Origin of the sequence: Priestia megaterium (assembly GCF_023824195.1) — a bacterium.
GTDB lineage: Bacteria > Bacillota > Bacilli > Bacillales > Bacillaceae_H > Priestia > Priestia megaterium_D.
In genome coordinates, this window is the sequence record NZ_CP085442.1 from 1,520,391 (window position 1) to 1,534,896 (window position 14,506).

12 protein-coding genes are annotated in these 14,506 nt (G+C 38.3%); 10 read left to right on the forward strand and 2 right to left on the reverse strand.

The features are described from left to right. Window position 1 precedes the first annotated feature (1 nt). Window positions 2–856: a CheR family methyltransferase gene (locus LIS78_RS07760; RefSeq protein ID WP_013056253.1), complete on the forward strand. Its 855-nt coding sequence runs from the start codon at window positions 2–4 to the stop codon at window positions 854–856. A 28-nt stretch (window positions 857–884) separates the two neighbouring features. Here LIS78_RS07760 and LIS78_RS07765 read toward each other — a convergent pair whose 3' ends face one another. Together LIS78_RS07765 and LIS78_RS07770 are read right to left on the reverse strand one after the other, a co-directional pair. Then, window positions 885–2,027: a SpoIIE family protein phosphatase gene (locus tag LIS78_RS07765; protein ID WP_195780681.1), complete on the reverse strand. Its 1,143-nt coding sequence runs from the start codon at window positions 2,025–2,027 to the stop codon at window positions 885–887. Between the two features lie 186 nt (window positions 2,028–2,213). Further along, entirely contained in the window at window positions 2,214–2,828 is a 615-nt protein-coding gene (locus tag LIS78_RS07770) for a LysE family translocator (RefSeq protein WP_195780680.1), read from the reverse strand. 289 nt (window positions 2,829–3,117) lie between these two features. Here LIS78_RS07770 and LIS78_RS07775 point away from each other — a divergent pair, with 289 nt between their 5' ends. The 9 genes from LIS78_RS07775 to LIS78_RS31310 all read left to right on the forward strand — a co-directional run bounded on the left by LIS78_RS07775 (window position 3,118) and on the right by LIS78_RS31310 (window position 14,301). After that, window positions 3,118–4,491 carry an amino acid permease gene (locus LIS78_RS07775; protein WP_209151301.1) on the forward strand — a complete coding sequence of 458 codons (1,374 nt, stop codon included), beginning with the start codon at window positions 3,118–3,120 and terminating at the stop codon, window positions 4,489–4,491. Between the two features lie 170 nt (window positions 4,492–4,661). Beyond that, the gene (locus LIS78_RS07780; RefSeq protein WP_252284923.1) at window positions 4,662–5,354 is read left to right on the forward strand and encodes a Crp/Fnr family transcriptional regulator; all 693 of its coding nucleotides are present in this window, start codon (window positions 4,662–4,664) and stop codon (window positions 5,352–5,354) included. A gap of 36 nt (window positions 5,355–5,390) precedes the next feature. After that, window positions 5,391–6,107, forward strand: coding sequence for a YjjG family noncanonical pyrimidine nucleotidase (locus LIS78_RS07785; RefSeq protein WP_209151303.1), 717 nt, complete (start codon window positions 5,391–5,393; stop codon window positions 6,105–6,107). 230 nt (window positions 6,108–6,337) lie between these two features. Next, entirely contained in the window at window positions 6,338–8,026 is a 1,689-nt protein-coding gene (ggt, locus tag LIS78_RS07790) for a gamma-glutamyltransferase (RefSeq protein WP_252284924.1), read from the forward strand. A gap of 587 nt (window positions 8,027–8,613) precedes the next feature. Then, window positions 8,614–10,068, forward strand: coding sequence for a glycoside hydrolase family 68 protein (locus LIS78_RS07795; protein WP_013056261.1), 1,455 nt, complete (start codon window positions 8,614–8,616; stop codon window positions 10,066–10,068). Between the two features lie 96 nt (window positions 10,069–10,164). Next, window positions 10,165–11,730 (forward strand): glycoside hydrolase family 32 protein, encoded by a 1,566-nt coding sequence (locus LIS78_RS07800; RefSeq protein ID WP_209151305.1) that lies wholly within the window; start codon window positions 10,165–10,167, stop codon window positions 11,728–11,730. 107 nt (window positions 11,731–11,837) lie between these two features. Then, the gene (locus LIS78_RS07805) at window positions 11,838–12,272 is read left to right on the forward strand and encodes a ferritin-like domain-containing protein (RefSeq protein WP_013056263.1); all 435 of its coding nucleotides are present in this window, start codon (window positions 11,838–11,840) and stop codon (window positions 12,270–12,272) included. Between the two features lie 302 nt (window positions 12,273–12,574). Next, window positions 12,575–14,035: an MDR family MFS transporter gene (locus LIS78_RS07810; RefSeq protein WP_195780673.1), complete on the forward strand. Its 1,461-nt coding sequence runs from the start codon at window positions 12,575–12,577 to the stop codon at window positions 14,033–14,035. Between the two features lie 131 nt (window positions 14,036–14,166). Beyond that, window positions 14,167–14,301 (forward strand): hypothetical protein, encoded by a 135-nt coding sequence (locus LIS78_RS31310; protein WP_268241073.1) that lies wholly within the window; start codon window positions 14,167–14,169, stop codon window positions 14,299–14,301. Window positions 14,302–14,506 lie beyond the last annotated feature (205 nt).

The following is a 14,506-nucleotide window of genomic DNA, read 5'->3' on the forward strand; positions in this document are numbered from 1 at the left end:
AATGGATATGAAGCACCTAGATTTAAGTGAAGACTTAGTTATGAATAAAAAAACAGATTTAGAGATAGATTTACTGCTGACGGCTATTTATCGATTAACAGGATTCGATTTCAGACAGTACGCTAAATCTTCTATCTGTCGCCGAGTCTATAATCGAATGAAAATTGAACGTATTCCAACCGTGTCTCGATTGTTAGAAAAAGCGATTCACGAAGAAGAATTTATGAACCAGCTTTTAAATGATTTTTCGATAAATGTAACAGAGATGTTTCGCGATCCAAGCTTTTTTAAAGCATTTCGCACAAAAGTGATTCCGGTATTAAAGGATTATCCGGAAATTCGCATTTGGCACGCTGGCTGTGCAACGGGCGAAGAGGTATTTTCTATGGCGATTCTTTTAGAAGAAGAAGGGTTAATGGATAAAACGGTCATTTACGCAACCGATATGAACGAAGATGTATTAGAAAAAGCAAAACAAGGTGCCTTTTCTTTACGTAAAATGAAGTCATATACAAAAAATTATATTCAAGCCGGTGGAAAGAATGCCTTCTCGGAATATTATCAGACGGATCATCACTATGCATATTTTCATCCGTCGCTGTTAAAAAATATTATCTTTGCTCAGCATAATTTAGTGACGGATCAGTCATTTAATGAATTTCACGTCATCATTTGCCGAAACGTCCTTATTTATTTTACAGCTCAGCTGCAAAATCAAGTGTATAATTTATTTTCAGAAAGCCTGTGTGCAAAAGGATTTCTTGGGCTTGGCGATAAAGAAACGCTTCGCTTTGCTGAAGGAGCAGCTTCTTATATCGAGTTTGCAGGGAACGAGCGCATCTATCAAAAGCAATAAAAAAAGACCTCATTTGTGAGGTCTTTTTTTATTGCGCTTGTGCTTGAATCATAAGCACGCACATGTCATCAGGCTGATTTAACTTTTGTTCTTCTGAAAAAATTTCATTCATAAATGCCTGCGGATTTGTCCATTTTTGTTCAGTAAGTTTTTGAAGACGAAGAGCAGATTCATTTTCGCAAGGGCCCATCGATTCAAGAGCTCCGTCTGTAAATAGCAAAATTTGCACATCGTTCTCAAAGCTGACAACAGATTTCTGAACGTCCATTTCTTCAAAAAACCCTACAGGGCAGCTTCCTCGTTGAAGAGGAACGAGCGTATGTTCATCCACTAACATATAACCTTCTGGGTGCCCGGCATTCACATATTCTACTGTCTTAGCTTCCGTATCAATCACTAAATAAATAGCAGTGAAATAGTAAGGGATCTCATCTTTTTCGCTGTGCAATAATTCCATGTAGCGATTCAACTCTGTAATAACCTGCTCAGGGTCTATGAGGGACTTGATAGCTTCTCTGAGCACAGACGAAATAAACATACAAACAAGCGAGGCAGAGATGCCGTGCCCCATCATATCAAAAAGAATAACTCCGTACCGGTGCTCGTCAATTTTGTGCCAATAGTACATATCACCTGCTAATTTAAAAGAAGGATAATATGAAACTTCCATTTGAATATCTTTCTCTCGTAAAGGAGGACTAAGTAAGTTTTGCTGTACGTGCGTAGCTAAATCTAACTCAGTTTGAATTTTCTTTTCATGTTCCGTGTGCCAGTCAATTTCTGCTTTAAGGCGTAAGGCTACCCGCATACGAGCCAGCAGTTCCACTTTATTAATCGGCTTTGTGACGTAATCTGTTCCACCGGCGTCTAGAGCTTCTACTAATTTGCTGCTGTCTTCTAGGGCTGTGACAAAGATAATTGGAATATGTTTTAAGCGTTCTACCTGTTGAATTCGCCTGCAGGCTTCGATTCCATCAATTTCGGGCATCATAATATCAAGTAAAATCAAATCGACCGAATTCGTTTTTGAGTTCTCATCGTCCAGGTTAAGATAGTCAAAAAGGGCATGGGCAGACGTAAGAGACACACAGTTATCGTAGCCAGCGCCTTTTAAAATTTTTTCAATCACAAATAGATTGACTTGATTGTCATCTACTAGAAGAATGGTCATGCGTTATTTCCCCTTATTATGTTTGAAGACTAATGATTGAGTATGTAGTTTTCAAGCATATTTTATACTTTTTCTGTTTTTCTATTTATCTATTATACAGAAAACACAGCGTTTAGGGTATTTTTTAAGATTATTCTTTTCTATTTAAAAAGTCATTCGTCCCCGTAAAAGGAGAAAAATGACTTTTTATAGCAACTTGTATAACGCAAATATCCCGAAAGTCAGTACAACGGCTCCCGAAATACGATTTACCCAGATCAAGCTGTTATTCGTAAACTTCGACCGGGCAAGACTAATAGCAAAACTGAGCGAAAGCCACCAGCAGGCCGATCCTAAAAATACGCCTGCAACCATTGTCAAAGCAGAAGCAACATCAAATGCTGATTTACTAATGCCTACACCAGAAAACACGCCAATAAAAAATAAGATCGTCATTGGATTCGTAACCGTTAAAAAAAGAACGGATGTATAAGAACGAAGCAAACCTTCTCCTTTAGCAGCAGCAGCGTGCTCTGCAGGTTGAGAACGAAAAGTTTGTACACCTAAATAACATAAAAATAATCCCCCAATCAGCTGAAGCCAAATCTTTTGGGTTAGTAAAAAGGTTGTAATGAACGTTAGGCCAAACGCAGCGATGCATCCATAAAGAGCATCTGCTGTAGCTGCTCCCAGCCCGGATACAAATCCGTATAATCGCCCTTTAGATAACGTGCGATTGATACATAAAATACCAATGGGACCGACGGGAGCAGCAACGGAAAAACCGATCACTAACCCCTTTAGAAAATAAAATAAGTTCATCTTTTACGTCGCTCCTATAAATTTTTTCTTTAGTATAGTACAAAAGCAATCGTGAATGAAGCCAATTTTGAGAAAGTTGTTAACACATGTTTTTAGTCTGTTCGGGTACATCATAGTGGGATTATAAAAAACATCACTAGCGAATTTATTTTAATCATTAAAAAGTTAAAAAACTAAATTATTTTACACAGAAAATTAAATGTAGTAAAATAATTCACTGTTGCATATATAGAAAGATCTACCACTAAAAAGTAGTCATTCGTAATGAGATGAAGAGAGGTTAGTCATCATGAGTAATCTGTTTGCAAAAAAAGATGTTAACAAGCTGTTAGAGGAAAATGCAGCAAAAGAATCAACTAAGACACTAGGGTTATTTGATGTGATTTTGATGGGAGTAGGAGCAACTATTGGGACAGGAGTTCTGGTTATAGCAGGGCTAGTTGCCGCCAGGGATGCAGGGCCGTCGGTCTCCATTTCCTTTGTTATTTCTGCAGTAGCCTGTATTCTTGTTGCGCTGTGTTATGCAGAATTTGGTTCAGCTGTTCCAAGTTCAGGAGGCGCATATACATACATATATGTTTCATTAGGAAAATTTGTAGCGCATTTGATAGGATGGTCTATTGTGGGCTGTTACACGGTATCTTTAGCTTCTGTAGCGGGCGGATGGTCATCTTATGTGAATAATGTGCTTACTGAATTTGGTATTAGACTTCCTGAATCGTTCACGGCTATACCGAGCGATGGAGGTATTATTAATCTTCCGGCAGTATTTATTGTACTGTGCATGTCGTTTTTATTAACAAGAGGGGTAAAAGAAAGTAAAAAAATAAATAACTTAATGGTTTTAATCAAGATAGGTATTGTTCTTTTATTTGTAGCCGTCGGCGTCTTTTTTATTCATACAAATAACTGGCACCCATTTACCCCTTTTGGTGTGAAAGGAATCTTTGCAGGCGCAGCTTCCGTCTTTTTTGCTTATAACGGATTTGATGCCATTTCTACTTCGGCAGAAGAAGTGAAAAATCCGCAAAGAAACTTGCCGCTAGGCATTTTGATTGCACTAAGTGTTTGTGCAGTCATTTACGTAGTAATTGCATTAGTATTAACAGGAATGGTTTCTTATAAAGAGCTAAACGTAGGCGATGCGTTGTCATATGCGCTCAATAGTGTAGGACAAGAATGGGCAGCGCTCATTGTATCTATAGGAGCGGTTATTGGTATTATGGCCGTCGTATTTGCTTATTTGTTTGTGGTGCCTCGCATACTGATGTCAATGAGCCATGATGGATTACTGCCGTCTCTTTTTGCGAAAGTAAACCGAAAAAACAGCGAACCTGTTATATCCACATGGCTTGTGGGCGCGTTAGGCGCTGTTGTAGCTGGTTTTGTTGATTTAAAACAGCTGGCAGATTTAGCGAATATGCTAGCGATTGTCACGTTTGCTGCCGTTTCATTTTCGATTTTGGCTCTTCGAAAAACTCAGCCTAACCTAAAGCGCGGTTTCAAAGTACCTTTTGTGCCATTTATTCCAATTCTTTCTATTCTTTGCTGTATCTTTCTTATGTTCAACTTATCAATAAAAACGTGGATGTATTCAATCGGCTGGATGCTGATTGGCGTCTTTATTTACGTTGGATACGCCAGAAAGAACAAGAGCGCTTAACAAAAAGACTCTAAGCCACGGGCTAGAGTCTTTTTTGTGTATATATTTCTCTTGAAAGTGAGCTATGAACATAACGTGAAAATTAAAATTTTATTTGAGACATATGTCCTTTTTATTTTAGGAAGTGTTATTGTTTAATAAAAAGAAACCGTTATGATGGAGAGGAAAACATGAGGGAAATTACGAGTGAGAAACAGCTGATGGAGTATATAAATACTTATAAATTAGAGTCGGTTTTCAAGAAAGAGTTAATACCGCATTTGTCACTGTATGATGTCGAGGCAGGAGAGCGTCTTTGTTCTCAAGGAGATGCGTCTCACTGTTTGTACATATTGATGAAAGGCAAGGTTAAAGTTTATACCATATCGCCCGAAGGCAAGACGCTTGTTCTTTCCTTTAAACAGCCCCTTGAAGTAATAGGCGATATTGAGTATGTACAAGATGTTGATATTATGAATACGGTTGAAGCCGTTTCACCTTTAGTTGTTATCGGTATACCATACAAACGATTAAAACAGCATGCGAGCAATGATCCACAGCTGCTGACGTTTTTACTGGAAATGCTCACAAAAAAGTTTTGCGCAAAATCGAACTCGCTAAGCTTTAATTTAATGTACCCAGTTGAAGTGCGGCTGGCTAGTTATTTGCTCTCTATTTTTTGTGAAGAATCGCATTTGGTTATGAACCAAAAAACAGAAAGCTTAAAAGATATAGCTAATTTAATCGGAACGACTTACCGGCATTTAAATCGTGTTCTTCAGAAATTTGTAGCACAAGGAGTTATTGAAAAAAAGAAAGGCTCCATTATTCTCAAAGATAAGGAAAAACTGAGCTGTCTAGCAAACGACAATATATACGAGTAGAAAAAGTAATAGATTAGTTGAAGGGGAGAGAGAAGAATGAAAACATACCGAACACTGCTATTTGACATTGATAATACGCTTTTAGATTTTAACGCAGCCGAAGAGCAGGCTTTACAGCTTCTTTTTGCTAACCACGATATTCCGCTGACTGAGGAAAGCAAAAAACGTTATAGTTTGATAAACCAGGGGTTATGGACAGCTTTTGAAGAAAATAAAATAAGCCGTGAGCAAGTTGTAAATACTCGCTTTTCTACTCTATGTAAAGAATATGGAATAGAGAAGGACGGAAAGCTACTTGAAGCGGAGTACCGAACGTATTTGAACAATGGCCATCAGCTAATTGACGGAGCAATTGAGGTAATTAATAACCTGAGCTGTCACTATGAGTTATATGTTGTTACAAATGGCGTATCGGCTACGCAATATAAGCGCCTTCAGGACTCAGGTCTATATCCTTATTTTAAAGAAGTATTTGTTTCAGAAGATACGGGCTTTCAAAAACCTATGAAGGAATATTTTGATTATGTTTTTTCACGTATAAAAGAGCTGTCCGTACATGAAACACTAATTGTTGGAGATTCTTTGAGTGCAGACATTCAAGGCGGGCAGCTAGCGGGTATTGATACGTGCTGGTTTAATCCTCAGGAAAAAAAGAATGATACAAATTGGAATTCAACCTATGAAATAGGAAGGCTTCAAGAGCTTTATGACCTGCTGAACGTAAATAATGAAGTAGCTTCGGTACAAGTGTAAAAGTGTATAAACGTTAGAAAACGCAAAAAGTGCTAACCTTTTCTTTAAACAAAAAGGGTTGGCGCTTTTTCTATTTTATGGCTTTCAAAGGCTTAAAATACTCTAGGGATATTGGTCTATAAATAGGATGGCCAAAGTAATCAATACAAATTTAAACAGTTTTATCTCAAAAGCAATAGGGTATTTTACCAATATCCCAGATAAAGTAAGTAACTAGGAGGTCGTAAAAGATGATTAATGGAAAAAGTTTATCTCGTTCAGGAAAGAGTTCATATAGAAGAGAAACAGCGGTTGGAAAAACAGGAATGGTAGCCAGTGCTCATCCAATTGCAACAGACGCCGGAGAACAGGTGCTAAGAGCTGGAGGCAATGCAATTGATGCAGCAATTGCTGTTCAGTTTGGTCTCAACGTTGGAGAACCGATGATGACCGGTATTGGAGGCAGCGGCTTTTTTATGGTATACCACAATGAAAGCAAAACAACTAAAATTTTTGACGGGCATTCTCAGGCTCCTAAAGCAGCTTATCCTGAAATGTTTCTTGATGAAAATAAAGAAGTTATTCCGTTTAGAAAGCGTTCCACTCATGCAACAGCAATTGGAATTCCAGGGATTTTAAAGGCGATGGAAGCAGCTCGTAAAGAGTATGGAACAAAACCCCTTGCTGAATTAATTGAACCGGCTGCCAAAGCAGCAGAAGCAGGTGTGGAAACAAACTGGGTTCTTGGAGATATTTTAAAAACATATGCCTATCGACTAGGAGAACATGCTAAGCAGCTATATTCCCCAAATGGCAAGCCTATGCAAGAAGGAGATATGATCAATAAAAAAGATCTTGCTAAAACATTCCGCATTCTTCAAGAAAAAGGTATCGAGGCTTTTTATGAAGGTGAAATTGCAGAAGCCATTATTTCAACGATCAAAGAGCACGGCGGTTTTATGGAACTGTCGGATTTGAAAGAATACCAGATTAAGATCGATGAGCCCGTGTGGGGAGATTATAAAGGATACCGAATTGCTTCTTCCAACATGCCTAGCGCAGGAGGAACCACCGTGCTGCAAATCTTAAAGCTATTAGAGGACTTTGATGTGTCTCAGTACGACGTGAAATCTTGGGAAAAGTATTATTTGTTTGCAGAAGCTATGCGCATTGCATTTTCAGATAAAATTGCATTCTCTGGAGATCCAGCCTACAGTGACATTCCATTAAAAGGGCTTTTAAATGACGAATATATAAAGGAACGTCAAAAATTAATTAATTGGAAGCATAAAAATGAGAAAGTTGATTTTGGCAACCCGTGGGATTATGAGAAAGGCCAAAAAGTGAACGTTGTGCGTCAGCCTTATGAACCTGAACGTGAGCTTAGCGAAACAACTCACTTCACGGTAGTTGACCGCTGGGGCAATATTGTCGCTTGTACATCGACTGTGGAACATCCTTTTGGTACAGGAATTATGGTTAAAGACCATGGATTTTTACTTAACAACGAGCTTACTGATTTTGATGCTATTCCTGGAGGATTAAATCAAGCGGATGCAGGAAAGCGTCCGGTTAGCTGTAAAAGTCCAACCATCGTTTTTAAAGACAGTGAACCCGTACTCACTTTAGGGTCTCCAGGCGGACCAACGATTGTAGGGTCTGTGTTTCAAACGCTTATTAATGTCTTAGACTATGGAATGGATATAAAAGAAGCGATTGAAGAACCAAGAATTTTTAATAGTACAGGATCACTTATCGGTTGGGAAGCCGGAGTGGACATGAATGCCAAAGGAGAGCTAGAAGCCATGGGATTTAATTTTGGAGATGAGCCATTCCCAATCGGAAATGTTCAAGGTATTCAAATTGATAAAGAAAACGGCCGTTTATTTGGAGCAGCTGATTCCAGCCGTGAAGGAAAAGCAACCGGCTTAGACTCTTAATATTTAAAAAATGCATTATACGCTCTCTCTTTTGTAAAAAGGGAGAGCGTATAATGCATTAAAAAAGATAAAAATGAGTAGGTAAAAAGAAGGAATATTTTTTTTCGAAAACATACTTTAGACCTTTATTATTATCATCCTAATATCCAGAAAGGAAAAAGAATAGAACGTTTTCATGTCCGAATAATAAAAAAAAAGTACTGATTTTTCAAGGGATTGATGAAAACATAATGGTCGGAAAGCATAAAAAACGGAATAGCGCTTTCAATGCCGGAAAGATAAAGTGTTTAATCATGTAAAAAGTATAAAACGCAACGACTGGAAATCGTGGTTTGGAATGTAAAAAAAGCCGTACACTTTTTTTGAAAAACGGTTACATAAAAAAGGCTCTTACACGTAAACTTTGGTCCTAGTTACAGCTCAATGAAAAAGATGAAAATGAGAAATAGCTACATTTGGCATGTTTGACTTTCGTCATTTATCCAAGTAATCTTTTGGTTGAACGGAACCGGTTCTGTTTTCGGATTTTTGATAGCTAATTGAATTAATAAATTTATATTCTTTACTAACACAAAAGGAGAAAACATATGAAAATGAAACGAGTTGCTAAGCATACAACTGCTGCTACATTGGCTGCAGCCCTACTAGTAGGCGGGGGATATCAAACATTTGCTAAAGGAAATGACAGCAAAGACTTTAATAATAGCTACGGAATTTCGCATATTACTCGCGATAATATGGTGAAAATTCCACAGCAGCAAAACAGTGATCAGTTTAAAGTTCCTGCTTTTGATGAATCAACTATTAAAAACATTGCTTCTGCTAAGGGGAAAGATGCATCGGGAAATACGATTGACTTAGATGTATGGGACAGCTGGCCATTACAAAATGCTGATGGAACAGTAGCAACTTATCATGGATATCAAATTGTGTTTGCCCTAGCAGGTGATCCAAAAGATTCGAATGACACGTCTGTTTATCTTTTCTATAAAAAAGCTGGAGACAAATCTATTGACAGCTGGAAAAACGCTGGAAGAGTGTTTAAAGACAGCGATAAATTCGTTCCAAATGACCCGCATCTTAAAAATCAAACACAAGAATGGTCTGGTTCTGCCACGTTAACGAAAGATGGTAAAGTTCGTTTATTCTACACGGATTATTCAGGTAAACAATATGGAAAACAAACGTTAACGACAGCTCAAGTAAACATGTCTCAGCCAAACGATAATACGTTAAAAGTTGACGGAGTAGAAGATTACAAGTCAATCTTTGACGGTGACGGAAAGATTTATCAAACGGTTCAGCAGTTTATTGATGAAGGCGGTTATGACACAGGGGATAACCATACGCTAAGAGATCCTCATTACATAGAAGACAACGGACATAAGTACCTTGTTTTCGAAGCTAACACTGGAACAGAAGATGGCTACCAAGGTGAAGACTCTCTATATAACAGAGCATACTACGGAGGAAATAATCCTTTCTTCCAATCTGAAAAGAAAAAGCTTCTTGAAGGATCTAATAAAGAAAAAGCTTCTTTAGCAAACGGGGCTTTAGGCATTATTGAGTTAAATGATGACTATACGCTCAAAAAAGTAATGAAGCCGCTTATTACATCAAACACAGTTACAGACGAAATTGAACGTGCAAACATTTTCAAAAAAGATGGAAAATGGTACTTGTTCACCGATTCTCGCGGATCTAAAATGACGATTGATGGAATCGGACAAGATGACGTTTATATGCTAGGCTATGTTTCAAATACGTTAACAGGAAAATACAAGCCTTTAAATGATACGGGATTAGTTCTTCACATGAATTTAGATCCTAAAGATAAAACATTTACGTATTCTCACTTTGCCGTACCGCAAACAAAAGGTGATAATGTCGTTATTACAAGCTACATGACAAACAGAGGCTTTTATGAAGACAACCACTCTACATTTGCACCAAGCTTCTTAGTAAATATTGACGGTTCAAAAACATCTGTTGTAAAAGATAGTGTTCTTGAACAAGGTCAGTTAACAGTGGATGAAGACTAAGCGCTTTGCAATAGCAACAAAAGAAAATGGTGATTGTAATCACCATTTTCTTTTGTTTTATTCGATGTAGACAAAAAAGAGAAAGGCGGGGTTTGTTTGAAGAAAAAAGGTGCTTATAAATGGCTAACGCTTGCCGTTCTTTTAGTTGTAATAGCTGGACTCATTATAGCAGCCGTATCCAAAAAAGAGGATACAAAAGACCAAGGAAAAGAAAAAGAGAATAAAAGTGAATCCACTTATCGCCCCGTGTATCACTTTAGCACACCTGATAAATGGAAAAATGATCCTCAAAAGCCCATTTATTTTGACGGGAAATATCATTACTATTACTTATACAATCATGATTATCCTAAAGGGAACGGGACGGAATGGCGACATGCAACATCTAAAGATTTGGTTCATTGGAAAGATGAAGGAGTAGCTATTCCAAAGTATACAAATAAAAATGGCGATATATGGTCCGGATCCGTTGTAGAGGATAAAGAGAACACAGCAGGCTTTGGTAAAGGCGCAATTGTAGCGATTATGACCCAGCCTTCTGCCGATGGACAAAAGCAAGAACAGTATCTATGGTATAGTACCGATAGAGGAAAAACCTTTAAATCATATAGCGAAAATCCTATCATGCCTAATCCAGGCACCAAAGATTTTAGAGATCCCAAAGTCATATGGGATAATGAACATGACAAGTGGGTTCTCGTCATGTCAGAAGGTGAAAAAATCGGATTTTATGAATCTTCTAATCTAAAGGATTGGACGTATACGGGAGGATTTGTAACTAAAGATATTGGCATTACCGAATGTCCAGATCTTTTTCAAATGAAGGCAGATGACGGGACAGTTAAGTGGGTTCTCGGGACAAGTGCAAATGGAAAAGAAAGCGGAAAGCCAAATACCTATGCTTATTGGACAGGAAATTACGATGGAACAACATTCACTCCCGATATGGACGAGCCGCAATGGCTCGATCATGGCTTCGATTGGTACGGAGCAGTCACGTTTGAAGACGGTAAAAATAAAGGTTCCTTAGAAAAACGCTACGCTTTTGCATGGATGAACAACTGGGATTATCCAGATAAGTCGCCAACGATGAAAGAAGGGTTTAACGGCTTCGATTCAGTAACCCGTGAAATTACGCTTTCAAAACAAGACGACGATCAGTACAGCCTGTTATCAAAGCCTGTAGAAGAATTAAATCAGCTAACTGATTCAACAAACTCTCTTGAACAAGTAGAAGTAAACGGAGAGAAAAAGTTAAAGATAAAAGGTGAAGCTTATCAGCTTGATACAGATATTTCATGGTCAGATGCAGAAAATGTAGGCTTACGACTTCGGGAGTCCGCAGATCAAAAGCGGCACATTGATGTGGGCATTTTTGCAAAAGATAACGTCTTATATGTGAACAGAAGCTATAGCAATCAGCCTGATAAAAGCAAAAAGTATGTGGAAAGCCGTGATTACTTTGATGCAGGCAAGAAAAATGTTCATTTGAAGATATTGGTAGATAAAACAAGCATTGAAGTCTTTGTTGATGATGGAAAAACCGTGCATTCTAGCGAGGTGTTTCCGCGTCACAACGACCAAGGAATTACGCTTTTCTCTCAAGGAGGAACGTCTCTCTTTAAAAATATAGAAATCAAACATCTGCGCTCCATTCAGTAATTTCCCTATTTTTAAAAAGGAGGAGCAGAATATCGCCTTATTGTGGTTTAGGACTAGGCAGAAAGGGTACATGTCTACTAACAGCAAATGAAAGGGTGTTTATTCAAATGGAAGAGAAAATGAGACAACTAATAGAGGGACTTAATACCGATTTAGCGGGTGAATATTCGGCGGTTATTCAGTACACTTACTATGCGTCTACAGTAACCGGCCTAGAATATCAAATTTTAAAACCTTTCTTTGAAGGAGAAATTCCTGACGAGCAAGGACATGCCCTTTATTTATCAGAAAAAATCAAAAACCTTGGCGGTGAGCCAACAACAAAGCCGGCTGAGGTGAAGCACGTCTCAAACGTGACGGAAATGCTTAAAGAAGCGAGCAAGGCTGAAAAAGAAACTATCCAGCGCTACGAAGAGCGTAAAAAGCAAGCAGAAGAGTTAGGGTTAACAGAGCTTGTTGTAAAGCTTGAAGATATGATTGCAGATGAAACAAATCATATGGAAGAAATGGAACGTTTATTAAAAGATCCCCGACTAAGTTAATCATACAAAATACGTAAAAAGCATCCCGTACTAGGTGTTACGGGATGCTTTTTTGTAATTTAAAAAGGAAATAAAACATCATGTACGCATGTTTCTATCAATGAGAGGAAAGTAATATTTTTGAAATTATCTATCGCTTTGAAAAAATTTATAGTAAAATAATTATTTGGCTGCATATGGCAGCAACTATTTGCGGGGCATCACATACATATAAAGGCTAAAAGGGTATCCGTATATTGAAACCGCTTTTATCTTCTGTAAGAAAAACCATGGTATGCCCGCAGTTGCAAGGAGAGAGAAAGATGAGGAAACGAATCATGACAGCGCTGCTGCTTGTCACTGTTTTAGCTGCAATGGAAGGAACCATTGTCAGTACGGCTGTTCCAAGAATTACAAGTGATTTGTCGGGCATTGAGCTAGTTAGCTGGGTATATGCCATTTATATGCTGACAACTGCTGTATCTACACCTATATACGGAAAGTTAGCGGATCTATTCGGCCGCAAAAAAGTTATGCTTGTTGGAATCATTATTTTCTTAATCGGATCGATACTTTGCGGACTTAGCTTTTCGATGCAACAATTAATTGTCTATAGAGCTATCCAAGGGCTAGGCGCCGGGGTCGTTATGCCGCTTACAATGATTATTATTGGCGACTTGTATGAAGAAGCAAAAGAAAGAGCCAAAGCGCAAGGATGGATTAGCGCAGTTTGGGGAGTTGCGGGAGTTCTCGGGCCTCTTCTTGGGGGATTCTTAGTGGATACGCTGTCTTGGCGCTATATTTTCTTTTTAAATATACCGTTTGGACTAATGGCTTTTTTTGTTCTTTTAGTAAACTATAAAGAAGAAGTGGTAAAAGAAAAACGCTATATCGATTATATTGGAGCGGTGACGTTTTCAGTGGGAACAATTGCGTTTTTATACGCGCTTTTAACCGGAAGTCAGCATCAAAACTGGGGAGATCCGACCATTATAGGGTTATTTGTTCTAGCTGTTCTAACATTCATTGGCTTTATTTATATAGAAAAGAAATCGCCCGAACCTCTTATCCCGCTTGAACTGTTTTCCATTCGAAGTGTATCTGTTATAAACTTATTAACACTTCTTGTCGGATCAGTAGTTATTAGTATTACGGTCTACCTTCCAATTTGGAGTCAAGGAGTTCTGGGGAAAAGTGCAACCGCTGCAGGTTTTGTGTTAATGCCTATGCCCGTATGCTGGACGATTGGTTCATTGCTTTCAGGGAATTTAGTAGGGCGTCTTAAAACGCACTCCATTCTTACGCTAGGTACGGCAATCGTAAGTACGGCATGTTTTATGCTGTTTTTAGTCTCCACCCACTCACCCGTATTTTTAATTTATGTAGCCGTTGGGGTCCTTGGGTTAGGAATGGGTATTATTACGCCTATTTTTATGTTAGTTATTCAATCAGCGGTCCCAGCTAGCAAAAGAGGAGTAGCGGTGGCTCTTAATACGTTTACAAACACATTTAGTCAAACGCTAGGTTCCGCAGTGTTTGGTACAATCTTCAACTTAGTAACGCTGTCGCAAGCAAAGAAATTAGGGCAAGAAAATTTAAATGCTTCGTTTGAGACAGGCGGGGTACCAGCAGAAGAACTGTCAAAGCTGCATGAAATTCTTGCATCAGGTGTTCATATTATTTACAGTGGAACGTTTTTAGCTGCTTTACTAAGTTTTGCTGCCTCATGCTTATTAGTAAGAAACGAACATAAAAAAATAAAGACCATATCTATGCAAAAGTAACGGAAGAGGCTGTTACAAAAGTATTTTAGTTGAAGGACAAACCGAACGAGTTTGATTGAGAATCAAACTCGTTCGGATTTTTTTATGGGTATGGTGAATGTAGCTTTCATGCATATAGTTGCTTCTAGCTGTTGATTGGAGGGCAAGACGAAGACTCCTGCGTGGAAAGCGGAATAGGTGAGACCCCGCAGGAGCATATGCGACGAGGAGGCTCAGCGCCCGCCCGCGGAAAGCGAAGTCTTGCACGGAAATCAACAGCGGTGTAACAAGCGATTCATACGAACTTATTTATCCCATTTGTTCGTCTTTAGATTGGATTGATTTAGTTATGTCTCAGTCTCTTTTTTTAAAGAATTATTAAAGAGAGAAAAGAAAAAAGATATTGTCTAATAACGTTCTCGAAAGCTCATTAATAGAAACAAGGATTTTTATCAGTACAGAAAATTTTTTATTTTTTGTTTTTTTAGTATG